Source organism: Nonomuraea mangrovi, from assembly GCF_042681425.1.
GTDB classification, from domain to species: domain Bacteria; phylum Actinomycetota; class Actinomycetes; order Streptosporangiales; family Streptosporangiaceae; genus Nonomuraea; species Nonomuraea mangrovi.
Genome location: NZ_JBHUFV010000005.1, coordinates 100,188 through 123,258, shown reverse-complemented (window position 1 = coordinate 123,258; position 23,071 = coordinate 100,188). Strand labels below are relative to the sequence as shown.

General features: G+C 71.2%; 18 protein-coding genes. 9 read left to right on the top strand and 9 right to left on the bottom strand.

Features of this window, described 5'->3' with window-relative positions; translation table 11 throughout:
• The first annotated feature begins 248 nt into the window (after nucleotides 1–248).
• On the top strand, nucleotides 249–1,130 hold the full coding sequence (locus ACFSKW_RS04720; protein WP_379569494.1) for an alpha/beta hydrolase: 882 nt from the start codon (nucleotides 249–251) through the stop codon (nucleotides 1,128–1,130).
• A 108-nt stretch (nucleotides 1,131–1,238) separates the two neighbouring features.
• Here ACFSKW_RS04720 and ACFSKW_RS04715 read toward each other — a convergent pair whose 3' ends face one another.
• The 4 genes from ACFSKW_RS04715 to ACFSKW_RS04700 are packed head-to-tail and all read right to left on the bottom strand — an operon-like array spanning nucleotide 1,239 to nucleotide 4,606.
• Nucleotides 1,239–1,754: a GNAT family N-acetyltransferase gene (locus ACFSKW_RS04715; protein ID WP_379569492.1), complete on the bottom strand. Its 516-nt coding sequence runs from the start codon at nucleotides 1,752–1,754 to the stop codon at nucleotides 1,239–1,241.
• A gap of 51 nt (nucleotides 1,755–1,805) precedes the next feature.
• Nucleotides 1,806–3,266 carry a dihydrolipoyl dehydrogenase family protein gene (locus ACFSKW_RS04710; RefSeq protein ID WP_379569490.1) on the bottom strand — a complete coding sequence of 487 codons (1,461 nt, stop codon included), beginning with the start codon at nucleotides 3,264–3,266 and terminating at the stop codon, nucleotides 1,806–1,808.
• A gap of 41 nt (nucleotides 3,267–3,307) precedes the next feature.
• On the bottom strand, nucleotides 3,308–3,748 hold the full coding sequence (locus ACFSKW_RS04705; protein ID WP_379569488.1) for a VOC family protein: 441 nt from the start codon (nucleotides 3,746–3,748) through the stop codon (nucleotides 3,308–3,310).
• Nucleotides 3,749–3,781: 33 nt separating this feature from the next.
• Complete coding sequence (locus ACFSKW_RS04700; protein WP_379569486.1) at nucleotides 3,782–4,606, bottom strand: alpha/beta fold hydrolase; 825 nt, start codon at nucleotides 4,604–4,606, stop codon at nucleotides 3,782–3,784.
• Nucleotides 4,607–5,035: 429 nt separating this feature from the next.
• On the opposite strand from ACFSKW_RS04700, the gene ACFSKW_RS04695 reads away from it, so the two are divergent.
• Nucleotides 5,036–6,664, top strand: a complete 1,629-nt coding sequence (locus tag ACFSKW_RS04695) for a tannase/feruloyl esterase family alpha/beta hydrolase (RefSeq protein ID WP_379569484.1) — start codon at nucleotides 5,036–5,038, stop codon at nucleotides 6,662–6,664.
• Between the two features lie 19 nt (nucleotides 6,665–6,683).
• Entirely contained in the window at nucleotides 6,684–7,232 is a 549-nt protein-coding gene (locus tag ACFSKW_RS04690; protein ID WP_379569482.1) for a DUF308 domain-containing protein, read from the top strand.
• 85 nt (nucleotides 7,233–7,317) lie between these two features.
• Here the strand turns inward: ACFSKW_RS04690 and ACFSKW_RS04685 are convergent, their stop codons facing one another.
• Entirely contained in the window at nucleotides 7,318–8,376 is a 1,059-nt protein-coding gene (locus ACFSKW_RS04685) for an alpha/beta fold hydrolase (RefSeq protein ID WP_379569480.1), read from the bottom strand.
• A gap of 261 nt (nucleotides 8,377–8,637) precedes the next feature.
• Between ACFSKW_RS04685 and ACFSKW_RS04680 the strand changes: the two genes are divergently transcribed.
• A complete protein-coding gene (locus tag ACFSKW_RS04680; RefSeq protein ID WP_379569478.1) occupies nucleotides 8,638–9,411 on the top strand; it encodes an alpha/beta hydrolase in 774 nt (257 codons plus the stop codon).
• 6 nt (nucleotides 9,412–9,417) lie between these two features.
• Here the strand turns inward: ACFSKW_RS04680 and ACFSKW_RS04675 are convergent, their stop codons facing one another.
• Nucleotides 9,418–12,162, bottom strand: a complete 2,745-nt coding sequence (locus ACFSKW_RS04675) for a helix-turn-helix transcriptional regulator (RefSeq protein ID WP_379569735.1) — start codon at nucleotides 12,160–12,162, stop codon at nucleotides 9,418–9,420.
• 356 nt (nucleotides 12,163–12,518) lie between these two features.
• Between ACFSKW_RS04675 and ACFSKW_RS04670 the strand changes: the two genes are divergently transcribed.
• Both ACFSKW_RS04670 and ACFSKW_RS04665 read left to right on the top strand, forming a co-directional pair.
• The gene (locus ACFSKW_RS04670) at nucleotides 12,519–13,364 is read left to right on the top strand and encodes a hypothetical protein (protein WP_379569476.1); all 846 of its coding nucleotides are present in this window, start codon (nucleotides 12,519–12,521) and stop codon (nucleotides 13,362–13,364) included.
• Between the two features lie 66 nt (nucleotides 13,365–13,430).
• Nucleotides 13,431–13,994 (top strand): alpha/beta fold hydrolase, encoded by a 564-nt coding sequence (locus tag ACFSKW_RS04665; RefSeq protein ID WP_379569474.1) that lies wholly within the window; start codon nucleotides 13,431–13,433, stop codon nucleotides 13,992–13,994.
• On the opposite strand, the gene ACFSKW_RS04660 is transcribed toward ACFSKW_RS04665, so the two are convergent.
• Nucleotides 13,924–15,033 (bottom strand): aldo/keto reductase, encoded by a 1,110-nt coding sequence (locus tag ACFSKW_RS04660; RefSeq protein WP_379569472.1) that lies wholly within the window; start codon nucleotides 15,031–15,033, stop codon nucleotides 13,924–13,926. The two genes, ACFSKW_RS04665 and ACFSKW_RS04660, sit on opposite strands and share 71 nt — an antisense overlap.
• 128 nt (nucleotides 15,034–15,161) lie before the next feature.
• Between ACFSKW_RS04660 and ACFSKW_RS04655 the strand changes: the two genes are divergently transcribed.
• On the top strand, nucleotides 15,162–15,677 hold the full coding sequence (locus ACFSKW_RS04655; protein ID WP_379569470.1) for an organic hydroperoxide resistance protein: 516 nt from the start codon (nucleotides 15,162–15,164) through the stop codon (nucleotides 15,675–15,677).
• A gap of 22 nt (nucleotides 15,678–15,699) precedes the next feature.
• Here the strand turns inward: ACFSKW_RS04655 and ACFSKW_RS04650 are convergent, their stop codons facing one another.
• Nucleotides 15,700–16,305 carry a TetR/AcrR family transcriptional regulator gene (locus tag ACFSKW_RS04650; RefSeq protein WP_379569469.1) on the bottom strand — a complete coding sequence of 202 codons (606 nt, stop codon included), beginning with the start codon at nucleotides 16,303–16,305 and terminating at the stop codon, nucleotides 15,700–15,702.
• 311 nt (nucleotides 16,306–16,616) lie between these two features.
• Between ACFSKW_RS04650 and ACFSKW_RS04645 the strand changes: the two genes are divergently transcribed.
• Complete coding sequence (locus ACFSKW_RS04645) at nucleotides 16,617–19,376, top strand: ATP-binding protein (protein WP_379569467.1); 2,760 nt, start codon at nucleotides 16,617–16,619, stop codon at nucleotides 19,374–19,376.
• A 52-nt stretch (nucleotides 19,377–19,428) separates the two neighbouring features.
• Here the strand turns inward: ACFSKW_RS04645 and ACFSKW_RS04640 are convergent, their stop codons facing one another.
• A complete protein-coding gene (locus ACFSKW_RS04640; RefSeq protein ID WP_379569465.1) occupies nucleotides 19,429–20,196 on the bottom strand; it encodes an AfsR/SARP family transcriptional regulator in 768 nt (255 codons plus the stop codon).
• A gap of 305 nt (nucleotides 20,197–20,501) precedes the next feature.
• Here ACFSKW_RS04640 and ACFSKW_RS04635 point away from each other — a divergent pair, with 305 nt between their 5' ends.
• On the top strand, nucleotides 20,502–23,042 hold the full coding sequence (locus ACFSKW_RS04635; RefSeq protein ID WP_379569463.1) for a BTAD domain-containing putative transcriptional regulator: 2,541 nt from the start codon (nucleotides 20,502–20,504) through the stop codon (nucleotides 23,040–23,042).
• Nucleotides 23,043–23,071: the final 29 nt, after the last annotated feature.

Here is a 23,071-nt window from a genome sequence, read left to right as displayed (position 1 = left end):
CCCTACACCGCGGACGGTCACTCGGGCGCGTGGCCGACCGCACTCGATCGCCTGACGGGCGAGCTGGCAGGAGTCCCGCCGTACCCCGGTCACGGCGCGCCCGGCGATGTCGGCATGCTCATCCGGCAGCGACAGTACCTGCGCATGTACCGCGAGGCGGTCCGGCGCCTGGCCGCGGGGGCGCCGCGTCGCCGCCGAACTCGCCGCGTCACCACGATGATCGCCATGTCGGCACCTGGAGAGAGTTCATGACATCCGTCAAAGCCCAGCGGATCACGTTCCGCAGCGAAGACATCGAGCTGGTAGGCGAGCTCCGGATTCCGGAAGGGGCAGGCGCTGTGCCGGCAGTGGCGCTCACCGGCCCCTTCACCGGAGTGAAGGAACAGGTCGTCGGCACCTACGCCGAGCTGCTCGCCCGGGCAGGGCTGGCCACCCTCGCCTTCGACCACCGGGGATTCGGGGAGAGCGGCGGACGCCGCCGGCATGAGGACAGCCAGGGCAAACTGGCCGACCTGAGAGCCGCGGTGGGTGCGCTGGCCGGCCGGCCCGAGGTCGACCCGGACCGGATCGGTGTCGTCGGAGTATGCCTCGGCGCCGGCTACGCGGTGCGGGCCGCCGCCACCGACCCCCGGATCAGGGCGGTGGCCGGAATCGCGGGCGCCTACAACAGCCCGGTTCACATGGCGCGGAGCATGGGCGTCGACGCCTACAGGTCCGCGCTCTCCGGCTTCCTGGATCGCTACGACGAGTGCCTGCCCGCCGTGGCGCCCGACAACGGTGAGGCCGCCATGGGAGGCGACGAGCCGTACGCCTACTACGGCACCGCCCGGTCCGCCTCGCCGTACTGGCGCAACGAAGTCACCAGAGGATCTCTCCACTCGCTGATGACCTTCGACGCCATGGGCGCGGCGGACCTCCTGGCCGCCACCCCGCTCCTGGTCGTCCACGGCAGGACCGACGCCTACTGCTCGCCTGACCTGGCCAGGGAGCTTCACGAGCGCGCACCTGGTGACAAGGAGATCGTCTGGCTGGACACCGACCGGCACATCGATCTGTACGACGTGGAACCGTACGTCACCCAGGCCGCTCAGGCCACCGCCGACTTCCTCCACCGCAACCTCGGCTCCTGAAGCCCGCCGGCGGGGGTCTGTTTCCCGCATGCGATCGTCGACGGTATGACATTCACCAGAAAGACGCCCCTCCGAGGTCCGCCCACAGGGGTGGCGGTGTGAAACCCCTCAGCCACCAACCGAAGACGGGTGGCGCACCATGAAGATGTCGATCTCGTCCTCGGTTTCGACCGTGAACCCGTGCCGCTCGTACAGCCGGCGGGCCGAACTGCCCTGCAGCACGTTCAGGCGAACCACGGCGTCTTCGTGGTCGCACCGTTCCAGCAACCTGCTCAGCACAGCAGAACCGATGCCCAGGCCCTGCGAATCCGGGTCCAGGTAGAAGTGCTCCAGCCAGTAGGTGTCCTGCGCCGGCCGCAGCGCCACGCAGCCCGCCGAGGCTCCACCCACCTGGATCATCCAGGTGTGCGCCGGTGCGAACCCGTCACGCAGCCGCTGTCGCACACGCAGCTCGTCGTACCGCCCGAGCCGCTCGAGATCCGGTCTGAGCACGACGGCCCGCAACTCGGCCACCGCCTCGACGTCCGCCGCCGAAGCCGGTCGAAGCTCCCAGTCCGCCACGATCGCGATGTTATCGCCCCGGGTTCCCGTCACCCGGGGAGCCCCCTGCCACGCGAACCGCACAGTTGATCATCCGGTCCGCGCTCATGGCCGCCGAAGGTACGGCAGCCTCTTTCATGGGTTTCCGTTCCCCTGGCCGTGCTGGTCCCGGTACGTCTCGAGCAGCCGCAGCCACACCTCGCTGATGGTGGGAAAGGGCGGTACGGCGTGCCAGAGGCGTTCGATGGGGGTTTCGCCGATGATCGACACGGTGGCGGAGTGGAGGAGCTCGGCGACGCCCGGTCCGGCGAAGGTGGCGCCGACGACGGTGCGGCGCTCGGGGTCGATGAGGGCGCGGGCTCTGCCGCGGTAGTCCGGGTCGTGCTGGAGGGCGCCGGCGACGTGGCCGAGATCGTAGTCGACGACGTGCACGCGGCGGCCGGTGCGCCGGGCCTCGATGCTGGTGAGGCCGACACTGGCGATCTCGGGGTCGGTGAAGACGACCTGAGGGACGGCCGCGACGTCGGCGGTGCCGGCGTGGGGGCCCCAGCGTCCGGTGTCGAGCGGGATGCCGAGGGCTCGGGCGGCGATGACGGCGCCGGCGATGCGGGCCTGGTACTTGCCCTGGTGGGTGAGCAGGGCCCGCCGGTTGACGTCGCCGGCGGCGTAGAGCCAGTCGCCGGGGGCGGCGGTGACGGTGAGGGTGTCGTCGGTGGTGAGCCAGCCCCCGGGGGTCAGGCCGACGGTTTCGAGGCCGATGTCGCCGGTTCGGGGTGCGCGGCCGGTGGCGAAGAGAACCTCGTCCGCGGTGAGCCTGCCGCCGTCGGAAAGGGTGAGGCGGACCTCGCCGCCCGTACGGGCAGCGGTGGCGACGGTCACCCCGAACCGCAGGTCGGTACCCGCTTCGCGCAGGCGGTCGGCGACGAGTTCGCCGGCGAAGGGTTCCATCTGCGGCAGCAGGCGGGCGCCGCGGGCGAGGAGCGTGACCTCGGTGCCGAGGGCCTGCCAGGCGGTGGCCATCTCGGTGGCCACGACGCCTGCGCCGACGATGACGAGTCGTCCGGGCGGCTGCGGGGCGCTGGCGGCTTCGCGGCTGGTCCAGGGGCGCAGGGCGGCGAGCCAGGGCAGGTCGGGGAGGGCGGCGCCGCTGCCGGTGCACACGGCCACGGCGTGCCTGGCCCGCAGGTGGACGGTGCCGCCGTCGGGGGTGGCCACGGCCACGCGTCGCGGCCCGTCGAGCCGTCCATGGCCGCGTTGGAGGTCGATGCCGGCCGTCTTGAGCCATTCGACCTGGCCGTCGTCGTTCCAGTGGGCGGCCATGCGGTCGCGATGGGCCAGTACGGCGGCGGCGTCCAGGCGTCCGGCGGCGGCCGGGTTCAGGCCAGGTACCCGGCCGGCGTCGGCACGCAGGAGCGCGGGCCGCAGCAGGGCCTTGCTCGGTTCGCACGCCCAGTATGAGCATTCGCCGCCGACGAGCTCGCTTTCCACGATGACGGTGCTCAGCCCGGCGGCGGTGGTCCGGTCGGCGACGTTCTCGCCGACCGGGCCGGCCCCGATCACGACCACGTCATAGGTGCGGGTGTCTTCGGTGGTCACTGGTCCTCCATGGTGTGGCCGTGTCTCGGGGATGCCGCTGGTCAGCGGCCGGGCAGCCGTTGGGTGATCTCCTGCAGGAACCAGCGGTTGCCGTCGGGGTCGGCGAACGAGGCGAAGGAGCCGTAGCTGGCACGCTGCGGGTGCGGGCCCATGACGCGGCCGGTCTCGCCGGCCTGGTGGAAGGCGCCGGTGGCGTCGTGGAACGGGCCGGTGACGTCGACGCCGCGGCCGGCCAGTTCCTTGTGGGCCTGCTCGATGTCGGACACGATCAGGTGCAGTCCCTGGGCCGTTCCGGGTTCGGCGTCGGTGAGCCCGTCGCCGAAGATGATCGAGCAGGCGGAGCCGGGGGGAGTGACCTGAATGATCCGGTAACTGTCGTTGATGGGGAAGTCCGCGTCGAGACGGAAGTTCAGCTGCCGGGTGTAGAAGTCCTTGGCACGGTCGACGTCGGACACGGGCAGGACGACGACTTCGAGCTTCATGTCCATGGTGATGATCTCTCTTTCGGTTCGGTGCTATCGGGTGGCTCGTGCGGCCTTCTCGATGACGCCGGCCACGGTCTTGGGCTGGGAGACGGCGACGGAGTGGGAGGCGCGTACCTCGATGGAGTGCGCGTGGGCGCGTTTGGCCATGTAGCGCTGGACTTCGACGGGGATGTTGAGGTCCTGGGTCGTGATGACGGCCCAGGTGGGCTTGTCCTTCCAGGCGGCGGCCCCGGTCTTCTCCTCCAGGGCGGACTGGGCGATGGGCCGCTGGGTGGCGGCCATGAGGGCCGCGGTGCCGGCCGGTACGTCGGCGGCGAACTGCCGGTGGAACGTGCCGGGCTTGATGTACAGGTCGGTTCCGGCGGTGCCGTCCGGGAGGGTGAAGGGGGTGGGGTCGAGGGCGCCGGGCAGCGTGGAACCGGGGTACTTGTTCGTCAGCTCCAGGGCGGTCTCGCCGAGGGCGGGCAGGAAGGCTGCGACGTACACGAGGGCCTTGACCTGGGGGTCGTTCGCACCGGCGACGCTGATGACCGAGCCGCCGTAGGAGTGCCCGACGAGGATCTTGGGTCCGGCGACGTGGTCGAGGACGCTGCGGAGTGCGGCCGCGTCATTGGCCGGTCCGCGCAGCGGGTTGGCCGCGGCGACGACGGGGTAGCCGTTCGCGCGCAGCTCTTCGATCACCGCGTTCCAGCTGGAGGCGTCGGCGAACGCGCCGTGCTCCAGCACGATGGTCGGCTTGGCGGCCTTGTCGGCGCCGAAGGCGGGCGTGGCGGCGGTGGCGAGGAGGCCGATCGCGAGCGTCGACAGGGCGCCCATCGCTAGCCGTCGGCGGCGCACACCCTTGATGCTGACCACGACATTCCCCTTTCAGAAGGCTTCAGAGATCTGGCGCCATCACTGTTGTCCGGGAAGGACCGCGGTCACATCCGTCACTTGACGGTCAGTCACGGCGGGTCGGCCTGGCCGTGGTTCGGTGCCACAACGGTGCTGGTCGGCGGGACGCCCGGCCTTGCGCGGCGGTCGTGTACGGGTGTGCGCGCCCCAGCGCATTAAGCCATTCGACTCTTCAGTCTGTGACGTGAGCACGGGCGGCACCGCTCAGCCGTGGGCCGCGAGCTGCGCGCATGTCTCCGCATGCGGCCCGCTGACCTGCGCCGCGACGTCCGTGACGTTGCGCCCGGAGCGGCTCGCCGGTGCTGACCGTCAACTGACTGATGTGCCGGCGTCGGCCGCGAACGACAGTGAGACGCACCGCAACAGCTGACGACCCGGGAGAGGAACGTCATGAAACGCCTTCTGATCATCTTCGCGGCCGGAGTGCCGCTGGCGGCGGCGGTGTGCCTGCCGGCCGCGGCCTCGGCCGGTACCGCGAGCGCCGCCGCCGCCCCGTTCACGTGCTCGTCCATCTCCGTGAACGCCCCGGCCGGCACCTCGGTGGAGTCCGTGACGGCGGTGAGCCGGGAGGCGGGCACCGTGACCGTCCAGCCCGTGCCGCCGTTCACCGAAGTGGTGAAGATCCCGGACGTGCCGGCCTACTGCGATGTCACTGTCACGCTCACCCACCCGGGCGTCGGCGACCACGCCAAGGTGCGGGTCTGGCTGCCCGAGACGGGTTGGACCGGCCGTTTCCAGGCGGTGGGCGGCAGCGCCTTCGCCGCCGGCGACTACGGCGCGGGCCTGGCCGGCGCGATCAAGAGCGGCTACGCCGCCGCGACCACCGACGCCGGTGTCAGCACGTACCTGGACACCAGCTGGGCCCTGAACAGTGACGGCGAGGTCGACACGGCGCTGCTGAAGAACTTCGCCGACCGCTCCCAGCACGAGATGGCGGTCGTCGGCAAGCAGGTCGTCAACGAGGTCTACGGCAGGCCTGTCTCCTACTCGTACTGGAACGGCTGCTCGACCGGCGGCCGCCAGGGCTACATGGAGGCCCAGCGCCACCCTGGCGACTTCGACGGCATCCTGGCCACCGCTCCGGCGATCAACTGGGACGAGTTCGAGGCCGCGACCCTGTGGCCGCAGGTGGTGATGAACGAGGAGAACACCTTCCCCTCCCCTTGTGAGTTCAACGCCTTCAAGGAGGCCGCCGTCAAGGCCTGCGACCCGCTCGACGGCGCCCCCGACGGGCTGATCGGCGACCCCGCCACGTGCGCGTTCGACCCGCGGCAGCTCATCGGCAAGAGCGTCGAATGCGGCGGCGAGCAGGAGACCATCACCGCGGCCGACGCCGCCGTCGTACGCAAGATCTGGGCCGGTCCGCGCACCCCGTCCGGTACGAAGTTGTGGTCCGGCATCCCGATCGGAGCCGGCTTCGACCTCGCCGGCACCCGCATCGACGCGGACGGCAAGCGCGTGGGCGCGCCGTTCCCCGTCCCGGCCATCTGGGTCTCGACCTTCCTGAAGCGGCAGCCCTCCTACGACCTCTCGACGATCACCTACGCCGAGTTCGCCAAGCTGTTCGAGCAGTCCCAGACCGAGTACGACACGATCATCGGCACCGACGACCCCGGCCTGTCGGCGTTCCGCAGGTCCGGCGGCAAGCTCCTCACCTGGCACGGGCAGGCCGACCAGCTGATTCCCGCCCAGGGCACCGTGGACTACCGCCGGCGCGTGGAGCGGGCCATGGGCGGTGCGGGCAAGGTCGACGACTTCTACCGGCTGTTCCTGGCGCCGGGCGTCGACCACTGCGCCGGTGACACGAGCACCGGCCCGAAGCCCACCGACGCCCTCGGCGCTCTGACGGCCTGGGTCGAACAGGGCAAAGCCCCGCAGACGCTGAGCGCCGCCATCAAGGACTCCTCCGGCAAGACGGTGACGCGCGAGTTGTGCCGGTACCCGTACGTCTCCCGCTACACCGGCCATGGCGACCCGGCCGACGCCGGCAGCTACTCCTGCGTCACAGCCCGGCACTGAATTCTCGAAAGGCCCCATCATGAATGCGTCATCCCTGCTGAAGCTGTACCTGGGCCGTGGAGTGCTGGCCGTGGCGTGGGCCGCCGCGTTCGCCGTGGCGCACGACCCCATTGACGCCCTCGCGATCACCCTGCTGGTCGTCTACCCGCTGATCGACGCGGTGTCGTCGCTGATCGAGCTGCGTGCGCTGCCGGACGGATCGGAGCGTCGCCTGACGCTGTTCAACGGGGTGCTCAGCACCCTGGCCGCCGTCGGCGTCGGCCTGGCGGGGGCGGGCGGGGTGGCGGCGGTGCTGCACGTGTTCGGCGCCTGGGCCGTCGTCTCCGGTGCGGCGCAGGTGCTGGTCGGGCTGCGGCGGCGCGGCCCGGAGCTGGGCCGGCAGTGGCCGATGCTGATCGCGGGCGGTCTGTCGTTCCTCGTGGGCGTCTTCTACAACATCCAGGCCGCCGGGGACGACGCCTCGCTCGACGTGCTGTCGGTCTACGCCACAGGCGGCGGCGTGTTCTTCATCATCCAGGCCGGGCTGCTGGCCTGGCGTGCCCGCCGGCCGCGGACGCAGACCGTCTGACGGCACTCCGAGCTCGACACGAGCACGAACACACCGACAGCCTGCCGGATCGCATCCGGCAGGCTGTCTCGGTGTCGCAGGTTCGTCAGAAATGGTCCACGTCGACGACGGCCTGGGCGAAGGCCGTGGGCGCCTCCTGCGGCAGGTTGTGGCCGATGCCCTCCAGGGTGCGGTGTTCGTAGGCGCCGGTGAACATGCTGCGGTACGACGAGCCGTCGCCCGGCGGTGCCGTGAAGGGGTCGCGCTCGGCGTCCAGGGTGATGGTCGGCACCGTGATGGCCGGCCGTACGGCGAGCCGCTTCTCCAGCCCGTCGTAACGGCGCTCCCCGTCGGCCAGGCTCAGCCGCCACCGGTAGTTGTGGATCACGATGGCGGCGTAGTCGGGGTTGTCGAAGGCCGCGGCCGTGCGCTCGAAGGTGGCGTCGTCGAAGTCCCACGTCGGGGAGACGGTGTCCCAGACGAGCCGGGTCAGGTCGTGGCGCTTGTCCTTGTTCTCCATGGCCTTCCGGCCCCGCTCGGTGGCGAAGTAGTACTGGTACCACCAGGCGTATTCGGCCTTCGGCGGCAGCGGCTCGAGGTTGGCCTCGCGGTTCGTGATGAGGTAGCCGCTCACCGACACCAGGGCCTTGCACCGCTGCGGCCACAGGGCCGCGATGATGTCGGCGGTCCTCGACCCCCAGTCGAAGCCGGCGAGAACCGCCTTGTCGATCTTGAGGGCGTCCATCAGAGCGATGATGTCGAGTGCGATCGCCGACTGCTGGGCATTGCGGAACGTCTTCGAGGACAGGAACCGCGTCGTGCCGTGACCGCGCAGGTAGGGAACGATCACCCGGTAGCCCTGCGCCGCCAGCAGTGGAGCGACGTCGACGAAGCTGTGGATGTCGTACGGCCAGCCGTGCAGGCAGATGACCGCGGGCCCGCGGGCCGGTCCCGCCTCGGCGTAACCGATGTCCAGCGGTCCGGCCTTGACCTGCTTCAGCGAGGCGAAGGACGTGTGCGTGCCGGGGGTGACCGCCGGCAACGTCGGGGCGGCCCCACGCGTGGTGGCGGATGCGGCGGGGAACGCCTGCAAGCCCGCCAGCGAGGCGACGGTCGCGCCGGCGGCCAAACCGACGGCCTTGCCGAAGGTGCGCCTGTTGATCATGTGGAGTCCTCCATGTCGTGTCACAAGAAATGCGGCATTTCTTACTGTTTCGGGCGGGGGAATCCGACACATCAGTCAGATGACGGCGAGACACGGCGAACGGCAGCCGTGCCGGCCTCGCGAAACCCACGGCGTCCCGGCAGGCCGCGCCGGACCAGGGACGCGGTGCGGACAGGAACATTGAGTCATTCGACTGTTCCCGCTCAGGCGCATCCGGACAATCCTTGATCAGACCTGGCTCTGAGCCTTTCCGGAGGATCCGTGAACCCCACTCCCGTCGTCTTCATCCATGGCGCGTGGCTCCACGCGTCGTCGTGGGAGTCATGGAACGAGCGCTTCTCCCGTCTCGGTTTCGCCGTCTGCGCGCCGGGCTGGCCGGGAGAGCCCGCCACGGTGGGCGAGGCCCGCCGGCGTCCCGAGACGCTTCACGAGCTGGGGCTCGACGCGCTCACGGATCACTACGCGCGCATCGTCCGTTCCTTCGACACGCCACCCGTGATCGTCGGCCACTCGGTGGGCGGGCTCATCGCGCAGCACCTCCTCGGCACGAACGCGGGCCGTGCCGCGGTCGCCATCGCTCCCGCCCCGGTCGAGCACCCGACCTCCCCGGAGCTTGGAGAGCCGTGGCCGGTGTCGATGGACGCCGGGAGGTTCCGGCGGCTGTTCGCCAACGCGGTCACCGAGCAGGAGTCGGCTGAGCTGTTCGAACGTCACGTCGTTCCCGGGCCGCGCCGGCTGCTGGCCGAGCTGGGACACGGCGGCGCCGTACGGCACCCGCGGGCGGTCGTGGACCATGGCAACACCGGCCGCGGCCCGCTGCTGCTGATCTCGGGGCAGGAGGACCGGCTGGTGCCCGACCAGGTCACCCGGGCCGTGTACAAGTTGTACGGCGACTCGACGGCCACCAGCAGCCTCAAGCAGTTCCCTGACCGGGCCCATTCGCTGGTCGTCGACAGCGGGTGGCGGGCGGTCGCCGACCACGTGCTGGTCTGGCTCGCCGAGCGAGGGGTGCGCGCCGACCCGTCGACGTGGTGAAGGGGCTCACGCGTCGCCGCCGTCGCCGGCCTTGCCCAGCGCGTCGCGCAGTGCGGCGCGCGAGGTGATGCCCAGTTTCGGGAAGACGCGGTAGAGGTGGGAGCTGACGGTGCGCGGGGACAGGTGCATGCGTTCGCCGATCTCCTTGTTCGTCAGACCGCTTGCGGCCAGCTCGGCGATGCGGCGCTCCTGCCAGGTCAGCGCGGTCAGGTATGACAGCGAGGCCCGGGCGGGCGCCCCTGAGGCGCGCAGCTCGGCCTGGGCGCGTTCGCCCCAGCCTGTTGCGCCGAGCCGTTCGAAGGACTCGGCGGCCCGGACCAGGACGGGCCGCGCGGGCTTGGGCCCCTGGGTGTGCCTGAGCCGGACGCCGTGGGCCAGGCGGATGCGCGCCAGCTCGAACGGGAAGGAGGCTCCGGCCGGGTGGGCCTCGGCCCGCGCGTACATGTACTCGGCCTCCTTCTCGTCGGTGGTCGTCATCGCCAGGGCGCCGTACGTGATGAGGGCCAGCCGGGGGGAGACGCCGGGCAGGCCGGCGTCGGAGGCGGCCTGGGCGTGCCGTCGGGCCTGCTCCATGCGCCCGGTGTGCACGGCGGCCTCGACCAGGTCGAGCAGTGTGCGTGAGGCCTGGTGGGCGCAGCGCTCGAACGATCCCGGCGGCGTGATGCCGATGGCGTACAGGTAGGCGGCTTCGTAGTCGCCCTCGCTCAGGGCCGCCGCCGTGCCGATGGCGTCGGCGATCTGGGTCAGAAATCCCACGCCGCGCGGGCGGGCCCAGGCGTCCAGAACGGCCTGCGACTCCCGGGCCCGTTCGACCTGTCCGCGCATGGCGGCCAGGAGCCCCAGGTAGGCGCGGGTGTGGTGGGTGAACAGCGCGTTTCCGTGTGAGGTGGTCAGCTCCAGCGCGCGTTGCCCCGTCCGTTCGGCGTCGTCCCACTCGCCGGCGGCAAGCTGGTCGAGCATGATCAGGTGCAGCATGGTCATGCCGCTGGCCACGGCGCCGGTCTCCACCTCGCGGTCGACGGCCCGCTGCAGGTAGGGGCGGTACTGGCTCAGCGTGTCGATGTGGTAGGCGGCGACGGCCAGGCGCGAGACGTCCCACGGTTCCAGCTCCGAGACATCGGCGAAGGCGCGCTCGACGCGCTCGTGCACGCCCGCGCCGTGCCGGACGACGTCGCTCCACGCGTCGCGGTAGATCGCCGAGCGGGTGTCGACCCGGTCCCCCAGAGAGTCCATGAGCTGCTCGGTGCGATCCCACAGCGCGGCGTCGCCGGCGTACTGGCTGATGGCCAGCAGCACGTTCACCAGCCGGGTGAGTACTTCGGCCGGCTCGTGGGCGCTGCCCTTTCGCAGGCTCTCGATCGCCGTCGCGACGTGGCGATGCGCGGAGCGTACGTCGCCGTCTTCGTACAGGGCCACGTAGGCGGAGGTGACGACCGTGGCGGGGGACTCGCTCGCGCCCGGCAGCAGGTCCGAGCGGACGAGTTTCTGCGCCTGGTCCAGGAGCGCGGCCTGCCCGGCGATGAAGGCGGCGTCGCCGAGCCGCCTGGAGCGGTCAGCGGGGCTCTCGCTCAGTTCGGCCGCGCGGGTCAGCCAGGCCACGGCCGCGACCGCGCCGCCGCGCCGGGTCGCCGAGTCGGCCGCGGCCTCCAGCGCGGCCGCCACCTCCTCGTCGGGATCCACGATCGAGGCCGCCAGGTGGCGGGCGCGCCGCTCGACGTCGTGGCGATGCACCCCTGCGAGCTCGGCGTGTGCCGCGCGGCGCTGGTTGGGAGTCGCCAGCTGAACGACGGTCGTGCGGATCAGCGGGTGCCGGAAGACGAGGTCGCCGGTGGCGGGGTCGATGTCCAGGAGGCCCGCCGCGACCGCTTCGTCGGCCTGGCGCATGCGGTAGCGGGCGCCGGGAGCGCGGTTGCCGCCCGGTCCGGCCCCGACGCCGTCGAGGGCGCCGCGCAGCAGTTCCTCGCGTACGGGCCCGGCCATGCGCTCGATGCGGATGCCGTAGACGTGCTGCAGACGGCGCGAGAGCGGGATGTTGCCGAATCCGAGGAGTTCCTCGGCCGTGCGACCGTTGTGGCCGCCGTTCAGGTAGGCGGGCAGCTCCAAAAGCGCCAGGGGGTTGCCCATGGCGTGCTCCAGGACGATGCGCCGGGCCTGCGTGTCGAGCTGCGGATGGCGCAGGTCCAGCAGGTGCCCGGCGGCCTCCTCCGACAGGGCCGCCACCGGGAGCTCGGGAAGCGCGGCCGTGTCGAACCGCGAGCCGACGTCGGACCGTACGGCGATGAGCATCTTCACGGAGCTGCCGGTGAGCCGGCGCCCCACGAACCCGCACACCTCGGCGCTGGAGGCGTCCATCCACTGGCCGTCGTCGAGCAACAGCAGCAGCGGTTTCTCCGACGCCGCCAAGGACAGCAGGTCGAGGACGGCGATGCCGAGGGACATGACCGACGGCGCCTTGCCCTCGCGCAGCCCGAAGACGACGTCGAAGACGGCACGGTGGCCCTCGTCGAGCTCGGCCGAGCGGGGCAGCAGCGAGTACAGCAGCTGGTGCAGGCCGGCGAAGGGCAGCTCCGCCTCCGCCTCGACCCCGGCGGCGCGGATCACCCGGTGGTTCTCCGGGGCCGCGAGGCCGGCCACGTGGTCGAGCAGGGCGCTCTTGCCGACCCCGGTCTCGCCCTTGAGGATGAGGGCCTGCCCTCCGGTGGCCGTCATGAACGCGGACAGTTCTTCATGGACGCCATCCCGGCCCACCATTGTCGAGACGAGCGACTCCACGCTTCCCTCACTTCCTCAGGTATGGCGATCAGGCCGGAGCCGTTGTCCGCCAAGCTCACGGTAGAAAAATGGACCAGCGGTGTGCCCGGATCCCGGTTGGACACCGATGTACGGTGCGGCCGGGCGGGTCCGGCCTCAGGCAAGCCCGCCCCGGTGCGACCCTAGACACCGCCCGCATACGAACGGTCGACGACGCGTATACATGTCCGGCCACGGCGCATACGCGTCGTCAACGTTTCGCAGGAGGGCGGCCCCTATGGTCGTGCGCCATGTCGAGTCACCCGATATCCCTCGAAACGCCGAAGACACCGGCACTTCCGGATGACCACACCCCCGTGTCGCGGGAGGACGGTGGCGGTGTCCTGGAACTGCTCGAACGCATCGGATCCGTCGTCGTGCCGATCGCGGTGGCGCTCTACGCGGTCCTCTACATCGGCATCGAGCAGATGTACGCCGTCTTCGGTGTCAACCCGCAGCAGGTGGGCGTCGATCAGGCGGTGCTGCTCGGCCGTATGACGAGCACCCTGGTTCTGCTCCTGCTGGTCGCCCTCCCGCTGCTCGGCGTCGTCGTCTGCCTGTGCTGGCTGGCCGACAGGATGACCCGGGGGGCGGGAAGCAGGCTCGTACGGAGGATCCGGGAACGGCCTTGGATCGTCGCGGCGCTGGCGGCGCTGTGGTGCGGGGCGACGTACTGGGGCATTTTTCGCCTTTTCGGAGAGCTGGATCTGTTCTTCATGGTGGTCGTCGCGGTGGGGCTCGGCGTGCTGGCCTTCCTGGTTCCGTTCCGGCTGTTGCGTCGCAAGCCGGTCGGGCGCGCAGGGACGAAGGTGATCGTTGGTGGCATGACCGGGGTCGGCCTGGGCTTCCTGCTCATCCTGGGGCTCGTCGAGGGCGCGATCGAGGTCCAGAACAGCGGCCAGGCCAACGAGCTGCTGAACGCCGTCGGCTTCCAGGACCAGTGGGCGGTGATCAAAAGCGCCGAGGACGACAAGCCGCTCTACGACGGCCGCTGGATGATGCTGCTGGGCGAGAGCGACGGCACGTACGTCCTGTACGACTGCGACAAGCTGGAGACCCTCCGAAGGCCGATGGAGACCACCAACCTCGGTCAGATCGAGCTCGATCCCGAGCGTGAAGCAGGCTTCACCTGCGGCGGCCTGGCACAGCAGAACACCCCGTAACAGGCATCCAGCGGAGATCAGGACCCTCAACGTGCTCCGATCATCGACTGTACGCAAGGGAGACACATGAACACCGCCGTCACGACCCCACTGTCGCCGGGCACGCACACCGTCGACGTCGGGCGCGTCGCCCAGCGCTACCACGTCGCAGGGACCGGGCCGGTCTGCCTGGCCCACCCCGGCGGCCCGGGGCTGTCGTGGGAGTACCTGCGGATGCCTGCGGCAGAGGAGCTCCTGACCCTGGTGTACGTCGAGCCGATCGGGACGGGCGCCTCCGGCCGGCTGCCTGCGCATCCGCACGGCTACACGCGCGAACGCTACGCGCAGGCCCTGGACGGGCTGATCCGGCACCTCGGCGTGGCCCGGGTCCACCTGCTCGGCCACTCCCACGGCGGCTTCGTCGCACAGCACTACGCCCTGACGCGCCCCGACCGGCTCGCCGGCGTCGTCCGATCTCGGTCACGTCGAGGAGCCGGACGCCTTCGCCCGTGCCGTGACGACCTTCGTGGCAGCCACGGTCGAGTGACGGACCACCCGCACGACCAGCATGCAACGTCCGTCAACCGCTGCTTTCGGGTGCCCAGTTCCGTACGGCAGGGGCGTACCCGGCCGGCTTGTCCCCGACCTTGACGCCCGGACTGACCAGCCGGCTCTGGTAGCCAGGCGTGAACATCCGGTAGACCGACAGGGGCGGCACGGAACTCGCCTCGTCGAGCTCGGCGCGCAGCTCGGCCGGCAGCTCGAAGTCGAGGGCCGTCATGTTGGCGTCGAGTTGCTCCGCGCTGCTCGCCCCGACGATCGCCGAGGCGACACCGGGCCGGGTGGCGACCCAGTTGAGCGCGACCTGGGCCATCGTCACGCCGAGCTTGTCGGCGACGCTCTCGACCGCCGCCAGCAGCCGCCAGTCCCGCTCCGTCCACGAGCGCCCGGAGGAGCCCGCGCCGCTGAGCCGGCCGACTCCGGTCAGGCCCTGGTCGGCACTCCGGTACTTGCCGGTGAGGAAGCCGCCGCCGAGCGGGCTCCATGCGGTGATGCCGAGTCCCAGGCTCTGCCCCATGGCGACGTGCTCCAGCTCGATCGTCCGGTCGATGAGGGAGTAGGGCAGTTGCAGGCTGACCATCGGTGCGAGGGAGTGGGCCTCGGCAAGGGTCTGGGCCCGCGCCGCGTACCAACCGGGCACGTCGGACAGGCCCGCGTAGCGGATCTTGCCGGCTCTGGTGAGGTCGTCGAAGGTCCGCACGACCTCCTCGACGGGAGTGATCCGGTCCCAGGTGTGCAGCAGGAACAGGTCGAGATGGTCGGTGCGCAGGCGGCGCAGTGACGCCTCGACCGCTCTGATCATGTGCTTGCGGCCGTTGCCCCCTGCGTTCGGATCTCCGGGGGCGACACTGTTGGTGAACTTGGTGGTGAGCACCACCCTGTCGCGCACCTTGGCCTCCGCGATGAGGTTGCCGAGGATGGTCTCGCTCTCGCCGGCGGTGTAGAAGTCCGCGGTGTCGATGAGGTTCCCGCCCGCTTCGAGATAGCGACGGAAGATCGGGCGAGCCTCCTCCTCGGTCTTGCCGTACGCGGCGTGGAAGCCGCCGGTGCCGAAATTCATCGTGCCCAGTGCCAGCCGGCTGACGCGCAGTCCGGAACGTCCGAGCAGGTAGTAGTGATCCAGGGACATGAGGGTGTCGCTCCGTTCGCAAGCGGATTCCAGGAGGTGGGGACGGGCACTCGTCAGCTTGCGGAACAAAAAATGGACTGTCAAGTCCAGAAATGAGTCAATAGTCACCGCCTTGACAGGTGACGGCAATGCTGCGAAAGTCGTCACCTGTTAGACGGGTGACGCTGACCGGCGTGCCCGTCTGGAATGAGAGACGCACGTCGGAAGGAACTGCCAGGGCTGCCAGCTACACCGCGGTCGTCACCGTGACAGGAGAGGGCCGCAACGGAGGCCGCGTCGCCGCCGACGACGGTCTCCTCGACACCACCCTCGCCATCCCCAAGGAGCTGGGCGGGACAGGGGGAGTTACGAACCCCGAGCAGCTGTTCGCCGCCGGCTGGGGTGCCTGCTTCCTCGGCGCGGTGAGAAGGGCGGCGGCGCAGCGCAAGGTGAGGCTCACGAGCACGAGCATCACGGTCGAGGCGACCCTGCGCCACGGCGACGACGGCGAGTTCGGCCTCGCCGCCGTGCTCAACCTCGAGTTGGGCGGCGTGGACCAGCGGACGGCCGAGGAGCTCGGCGCGGCCGCTCACCAGCTGTGCCCCTACTCGAAGGCCACTCGCGGCAACATCCCGGTCACCATCCGGGCGACCGCCGTCGCCTGACCCGCCGCCGCCCGGCGTTCCGTCAAGGCGACGCAGGCCCGCCGGCGCGCAGGTGGGCGATGCCCATGTCCAGGGCGGCTTCCAGATGGTCGGTCTCGCCGGTGGACATCTGGATCAGTACACCGCCCTGGATGCCGGCGAGCAGGGCCGCCGCCGCGCGGTCGACATCCAGGCCCGGGTCGATCTCACCGGCGTCCTGCATGTGCCGTACGCCGGCGGCGATCTCGGCCTGCCAGCGGTGCATCAGCTCGGTGACCACAGCCTGGGCGCCGGGAGTGCGGCTGCCCAGCTGTGACGTCACGGAGTTGAGCGGGCACAGGCGGCCCTGCCGCCGGTAGCGGTCGACGACCTTGTCGCGCCACGATTGCCAGGCGGGCCACGAGGTGAGGTCGTCGAGCTGGGGCCGCTGGTCCTCCAGCACCCGGTCGGCCTCGAAGCGGGCCACGGCCAGCAGCAGCTCCTCCCGGCCGTCAGGGAAGTAGTGGAAAAGCTGGCTCTTGCTCGTCGCCGTCCTGGCCAGCACGTCGTCGAGCGTCATGTTGGCCACGCCGTGCTCGCGGATGTGCGCTGCCGCGCCCTCGAGAATGCGCTGCCGCGTCGCGGCCCCCTTGCGGGTCAGAGCGCGCATGATCGCCCTCCAGATTGGACTTGCCGGTCCATGCTAGCTGGGGTGCGCACCAGGCGGGGCCCTGGCGGGCTTTTGACGACGACCTCGCGCAGCTCGGCCAGGGCCGGGACGGAGGGCCGGAGGGCGGCCTCGGACGACAACGCCGTGGCGCGCCGCGCTCGCCGAAGCGGAGACCGGAACCGGAGCACGCGCGGGCTTGACAGGCCACCCGCGGGTGAGCGGCGTGGACGGGCGACTTCGGTAGGGTCGCGGCAGGACGCGCGCACGGCTGGGGGAGACAGCCGAGGACACCGAGGTAGGAGTACCGCACCATGCCGCTTGTCGGACGGGAAGCCGAGCTGAAGGCCCTGGCCGAGCTCATCGACGACCCCGGAGACGGCAGCGGCGTTCTCCTCCGGGGAGAGGCCGGCATCGGGAAGTCCGCGCTTGTGGCGGAGGCCGCCTCCGCGGCGGCGGCCGCGGGCCTGCGCGTGCTGACGACGACCGGCGTGGAGGCCGAGCGGAACCTCGCCTACGCCGGGTTGCACCAACTGCTGTACCCGGTCAGGGCGGGCGTGGGCGCGCTGCCTGGCCCGCAGCGTGACGCCCTGCGCAGCGCGTTGGGCCTCGCCGAAGCGACCGAACCCAGCGCCTACCTCGTAGGCCTGGCCACGCTGACCCTGCTGGCGGAGGCGGCCGCCGTCCGGCCGTTGCTGGTCGTCGCCGAGGACGTGCACTGGCTCGATCGCGCCAGCGTCGACGTCCTCGCCTTCGTGGCGCGCCGGATCGAGTCCGAGCCCATCGTCATGGTCGCGACGCTCCGGGAAGGCGAGCGCTCGCACGTGCAGGACGCCGGGCTGTCCCCGATGCCCGTTGACAGGCTCTCCGACGAGGTCGCCACCGAGCTCCTGGACTCGATCGCCCCCGGCCTCACTCCAACGGTCAGGATGCGGCTGCTGGAGGAGGCGGCCGGGAACCCTCTGGCGCTGACCGAACTGCCGGCCGCCCTGGGACACCACGACGGCCCACTGCCGGTGCCGTCGCTGAGCGATCGCCTGGGCGGGCTGGGTCCGGTGCTGCCGCTGAGCGAGCGTCTTGAGCGGGCGTTCACCGCCCGGGTCGCCGGCCTGCCGACTCCGGCCCGCACCGCCCTGCTGGTTGCGGCGCTCCAACAGAGCGATTCGGTCTCCGAAACGCTCGCGGCCACGGGCCTGATCCTGGGGTCGACGGCCGAGCCGGAGATCCTCGTACCGGCCGCCGAGGCCCGGCTGATCGAGCTCCGCGAGCTCGCCATCGGCACGGTGACGTTCCGCCATCCCCTGATGCGGTCGGCCATCGCGGCGGCATCGACGCTCGCCGAACGCCGGCAGGCCCACCTGGCTCTCGCCGAGACGCTGCACGAACACCCGGACCGGCGGGCCTGGCACCGGGCCGCCGCGACGGCCGGAGCCGACGAGGGCGTGGCGGCCGAGCTGGACCGCGCGGCCGACCGGGCCCGGCACCGGGGCGGCGTCGCCGCCGCGATCGCGGCGCTGGAGCAGGCGGCCCGACTGAGCGAAGGGCAGGACCGGAAGGCGCACAGGTTGCTGAAGGCGGCCGAGCTCGCGGTCGAATCCGGCAGCCGCGCCACGGCCGAGCGTCTGGTGCGCGACGCACAGGCCCTCGAACTCTCGCCGCGCCGCCGGGCCGCTGCCGCCTGGTTGCTCAGCGGCTTCGAGGACGGGGTGCGTGAGGACGTCTCCCGCGTGTCAGAGCTGGCCGAGCTGGCCGCTTCGGTGGCCGCCGACGGGGAGCTGGAGCCGGCTGTCCGGATCCTGTGGGGCGCCGCCATGCGCTGCTTCTGGTCCGAACCTGGTCCGGCCGCGCGCCGCTCGCTGCTGCGCGTGGCCGATCGGCTGCCCGTTCCTGCCGACGACCCGCGCATGGTCGCGGTCGCCGCGTACGTCGCGCCGTTCGAGCGGGGCGGCATCGCGCTCGACCTGCTGCGCAAGCTGGCCGGCGTGGCCGGTGCCGCCCCGGAGATCGATCGCTACCTGGGCAGCGCGGCCCTGCAGGTCGGGGCGTTCGACCTGGCTGCCCGCTTCTCCGCGGCGGCCGCGCCCGGCCTGCGTGCTCAGGGTCGGCTCGGGCTGCTTCCCCGGGCGCTGGCCGTGCAGGCGTGGAGCCGGGCCAGGCTCGGTGACCTGACCGCGGCCGTCCCTGTCGCGGCAGAGGCCGCCAAGCTCGCCCAGGAGACCGGGCAGCCGTTCATGTACGGGCTGGCGACGGCCGTCCAGGCCGAGATCGCCGCGCTGAGGGGCGACCACGGGCAGGCCACAACGCTCGCCGACGAGGCCGAACGGGTCGCACTTCCCGCCGGCGCCCGGCCCGTCCTGGCCACCGTGCAGCTCGCGCGCGGGCTCGTGGCCTTGAGCGAGGCACGCTTCGACGACGCCTTCGCCGCCCTGAGCAGGATCCTCGACCCCTCGGACCCCGCCTACCAGCTGGCCCTCCGCGCCTACTGCCTCGCGGAGCTCACCGAGGCCGCCGTACGTGCCGGGCGGACCGACACCATGCGGGACATCCTGCACGGCCTGGAGCCGTTGGCCGCATCGACGCCGTCACCGGCGCTGCACATCGGGCTGCGCTACGCGCGCGCCGTGCTCGCCCCGAACGAGGAGGCGGAAAAGCTGTTCACCGCCGCGCTGCGGGCGGACCTGACCGGGTGGCCCGCCGAACGCGGACGCCTCCATCTGGCGTTCGGCGAATGGCTGCGGCGGCAGCGCAGGGCCGCGGAATCCCGGACGCACCTGCGCACGGCCAGAGAGACCTTCGACGCGCTCGGGATGGCCGCATGGGGCGAGCGCGCACGGCTGGAGCTGCGCAGTGCGGGGGAGGCGAGCCCGAACCGGGACCCGGACGCGCGGGACAAGCTCACCCCGCACGAGCTGAACATCGCGCAGCTGGCCGCCGAGGGGCTGACGAACAGGGAGATCGGGCAACGGCTGTACCTTTCTCACCGCACGGTCGGCACCCACCTGCACCGGATCTTCCCCAAGCTGGGGGTGAGCTCCCGGGCCGATCTCGCGCGGACGCTCAAGACTCTCCGATGAGGCGCCCCTGGCAGCCCGAGATCGCCGCCGGTGTGCCGGCCCGTGGAGCGGCTCAGACAAGTGAGACGTCAGCGGCCGTCCTGATCCTGGCGTACATCCTGCGCAGGCCGGGACCGGGCTCCAGGCCCAGGTCGTCGTCCAGCAACCGGGCGATCAGACGGTAGGCCGACAGTGCCTCCCCGCGGTGGCCGTCACGGTCGAGGGCCCACATCAGCAGCTCCCACAACCGCTCGCGATACGGCTCGGCCGCCGTCGCGAGCTTCAGCTCGGCGATCGCCTCGCCGCAGTCGCCCCGCTCGATGTCAGCCGCCCAGCGCTCCTCGACGGCCGAAGCACGCAGCTGTTCGAGCCAGGCGCGGCGGCCCGCGAAGAAGGCTCCGCTCAGCCCGTCCAGCGCCGGTCCGCGCCACAGCGCCAGCGCGCCGCGCAGCAGCCGGGAGGCCTCCGCGACCTCCCCACGCTCGCGGGCCTCCCTGGCAGCGGCGGTGGTCTGCCTGAACACCGTCACGTCCACCGCACCGGGATCCACGACCAGCTGGTAGCCCCGGCCCGCTGACCTGATCTCCGCCTCGGTGCCCAGCCCGGCCGAACCACCCTCGGCCAGCACCCGGCGCAGGCGGGAGACGTAAGTGCGCGTGCTCACGCCGGCACTGCGCGGCGCCTCGGGGCCCCACACCGCGCTCACGATCTCGTCGAGCGGAACCTGACGCCCCTCGCTCAGGAGCAGCAGGGCGAGCACCCCCCGCTGTTGCGGAGACCCGACCTCCAGATCTTCCCCGCCGCGCCAGACCCTGATCGGACCCAGTAACCCGAAACTCACCCCGGCCATCGAGGTTCCCCCAACCCTCCCGCGTAGCGAGACCGTCGCTGACGCCCTGGAGCCGTGCCCGGGCGTCTCTGACCGACCCTACTGACGCCGCGTCGGGCCCATCGCCGCGCTGTCGAGCTCGTCAGCGGTCCGTAATCTTTCCGTCCCCGGGGCACGGGCCGCGAACGACGTACACGTACGGCGTCACGTGACGGTCGCGAAGGCGATCCGGGCGAACCTACCTTCTGCGACGTACTACCGCGGGGCCGTGCGACAGGCCGGCCGCCGTGCATTCTCGCGAAGGAAGCGTCCCGATCGTGACTGGAGAGCCGAATGCGTGCAGGTTCACCGTTCTCGGACCGCCCGGCCTCGATTGCGGTGACACGCGGCTGGGTCTCGGCGCGCCGCAGCAACAGGCCGTCCTGATGCTGCTGCTGGCCAACAGCGGCTGCTTCGTACGGATCGGTGAGCTGGTCGACGGCCTATGGGGCGAGCAGGCGCCGGCCACTGGCGAAGCCGTCATCCGGACCTACATCTCCCGCATCCGGCGACTGCTGTCCGAGCACGGACTGGGCACGGCGATCAGCTCGCAGGCCGGAGGCTACATGCTGGACCCGTCGCTGTTCGCGTTGGACGCCACCGAGTTCGCCAACCTGGTCGAGACCGCCAGGGAAGAGCGCGCGAGCGGGCACATCGCGGCGGCCGCGAAGCGCCTGGAGCAGGCGCTCGACCTCTGGACGGGCACGGCGATGGCCGGGGTCCCGGGCGAGGCCGTCGAACGCGAGCGGTTCCGGTTGGAACGGCTGAAGCTGACAGTCACCCAGGAACTGCTGCGACTCCGCCTCGAGCTGGGGGAGCACGCCGAGGTGGTGGCCGAGGTCCCGCTGCTCATCGAGCAGAACCGGCTCGAAGAGCCGTTGTATGAGATCTACCTGCTCGGCCTGTACCGCAGCGGCAGGCGGGCACAGGCGCTCGAGGTCTACAGAACGGTCTATGACCTGCTGGGCAAGGAGCTGGGCGCAAGTCCTGGACCGCGGCTGCGGGAGATCCACGACAGGATCCTCCGGGCCGACGCGGACCACGACGACGAGTTCGCCTCCGCTCCATGGGCCGAGCTGCCCGCCGTCCACTCCCCAGAGGAGCCGCCTGCCTCGCCCGAGCCGGCGGGCACGAAGCCGGAGCGGTCTCCCGATCGGCAGTTCGTCGGCAGGGGTACGGAACGTGCCGCCTTCCAGGACCTGCTGAAGAGGAGTCGTGGGGAACGTCCAGGTCTTCTCTTCGTCCGCGGACCCGCCGGCATCGGCAAGTCGACGCTGTTGCGCAGGTTCGCGGACGACGCCGCTGCCGCAGGCCGGCGGGTATGCCACCTCCACGGCTCGGCGACCACGCAAGCACGCGAACACCTCGAACGATTCGCGCAGGAGCTCTCGGGTGTCTCCGGCGGGGTTCTCCTCATCGACTCCTTCGAGGAGCTGGAAGAAGCCGAACCGTGGCTGCGCGACGAATACCTCCGGCAGCTGCCCGATGACGCGATCATCGTGGTGGCGGGCCGGACCGGGCCGAGCGCCGCCTGGCTCACCGACCCGGCCTGGGCCGGGACGATCGTGATCCGGCACCTCGAAGCCCTCACCGTCGCAGAGTCTGCCGCGCTGGTAGAGGCCCGCGGCGTCGACCCCGGCCTCCAGAGGTCCATCGTGGACTTCGCCGCAGGCAACCCTTTCGCCCTGTCGCTCGCCGCAGAGGTCAGCAGGAGTATGTCGGCCACGGGAATGCCGTCGCGCCGTGACGCCGTGCGGTACGTGGTCGACAACGTGCTCGCACTCCTGGCCGGCAGCGTGCCGACAGAAGTGCACCGGTCGGCGCTGCACGTGTGCGCGCTTGCCCGCCACACCACCGAGGACCTCCTCAGGGCGGTGGTGCCGGAAGGCCAGGCGGCGGAACTGTTCGACTGGCTCCGAGCGCAGCCGTATGTCGAAGCCGCCGCCCACGGTTTGGAGATCAACGGTGTGCTGCGCGAGGCCCTCGACCACGACCTCCGGTGGCGGGACCCCGTCGGCTACGAGCGGATGCACCTGCGGATCCGCCATTACGCCATGGGCCGGTTCCTGCGCGACGCCCGGGACCCGCACGCATGCGTGGCGGTCATGCGGACGATCAGCCATCTGCGCCGGCGCGGCGGGCCCGTGCGCCGGTACGTCTCACGGGTGGACGAGGTCTCACGGGTGGACGAGGAGGATATGCGGTCGTCCGGGGCGACCCCTGCTGACCACGACGAACTCGTCACCATGGCACGCGAGACCCACGGCGAGGTCACGGCCGCGTCCGTCCGGTTCTGGCTGGGCCGTCAGCCAGAGGCCTTCACCCTGCTCCGGTGTCGCACGAGCAACCGCCTGCGCGCCTTCATGAGCTGGCTGACCCTGCCGGCGCCGGAGCGGGAAGAGCGGGAGGCCGACCCCGTGGTGGGGGAGATCTGGCGCGACGTGAGCCGGCGGATGGCGGTGCCTCCCGGGGCGCACATCGCTGTCGCTCGGCATCTGATCTTCCCGGACTTCGAGGCCATGCCGTCGCCCGTCACGGACGTCTTCCAGGCGCGGATGATGCGGGGCTGGCTGCACGAACCCGGCTTGGCGGCCTCGTACCTGGTCGTCGCGAACGGCCGGTGGTGGCGGCGGTTGATGGAGTATCTGGGCCACTACGAGGTGGAGCGCGTACGGGCGGATCACTCGTACGCGATCTTCGGTCACGACTGGCTGGCCGACCCGCCGGAGGAATGGCGAGACCGCCACCTGGACGACGAGCTGTGGGCGGAACGGCACCTGAACCTGTTCCTCCGCCAGGACGCATACGGTGACGGCTGACAGAACCGGCTTCCGATTGCGCGGCTCGA

Excerpts from the sequence above, each read along its gene's own strand:
- ACFSKW_RS04720 (WP_379569494.1), top strand. The coding sequence starts at position 249 with ATGACATCCGTCAAAGCCCAGCGGATCACGTTCCGCAGCGAAGACATC.
- ACFSKW_RS04705 (WP_379569488.1), bottom strand. The coding sequence starts at position 3,748 with ATGAAGCTCGAAGTCGTCGTCCTGCCCGTGTCCGACGTCGACCGTGCC.
- ACFSKW_RS04695 (WP_379569484.1), top strand. The coding sequence starts at position 5,036 with ATGAAACGCCTTCTGATCATCTTCGCGGCCGGAGTGCCGCTGGCGGCG.
- ACFSKW_RS04690 (WP_379569482.1), top strand. The coding sequence starts at position 6,684 with ATGAATGCGTCATCCCTGCTGAAGCTGTACCTGGGCCGTGGAGTGCTG.
- ACFSKW_RS04685 (WP_379569480.1), bottom strand. The coding sequence starts at position 8,376 with ATGATCAACAGGCGCACCTTCGGCAAGGCCGTCGGTTTGGCCGCCGGC.
- ACFSKW_RS04675 (WP_379569735.1), bottom strand. The coding sequence starts at position 12,162 with ATGGTGGGCCGGGATGGCGTCCATGAAGAACTGTCCGCGTTCATGACG.
- ACFSKW_RS04665 (WP_379569474.1), top strand. The coding sequence starts at position 13,431 with ATGAACACCGCCGTCACGACCCCACTGTCGCCGGGCACGCACACCGTC.
- ACFSKW_RS04660 (WP_379569472.1), bottom strand. The coding sequence starts at position 15,033 with ATGTCCCTGGATCACTACTACCTGCTCGGACGTTCCGGACTGCGCGTC.
- ACFSKW_RS04655 (WP_379569470.1), top strand. The coding sequence starts at position 15,162 with ATGCTGCGAAAGTCGTCACCTGTTAGACGGGTGACGCTGACCGGCGTG.
- ACFSKW_RS04650 (WP_379569469.1), bottom strand. The coding sequence starts at position 16,305 with ATGCGCGCTCTGACCCGCAAGGGGGCCGCGACGCGGCAGCGCATTCTC.
- ACFSKW_RS04645 (WP_379569467.1), top strand. The coding sequence starts at position 16,617 with ATGCCGCTTGTCGGACGGGAAGCCGAGCTGAAGGCCCTGGCCGAGCTC.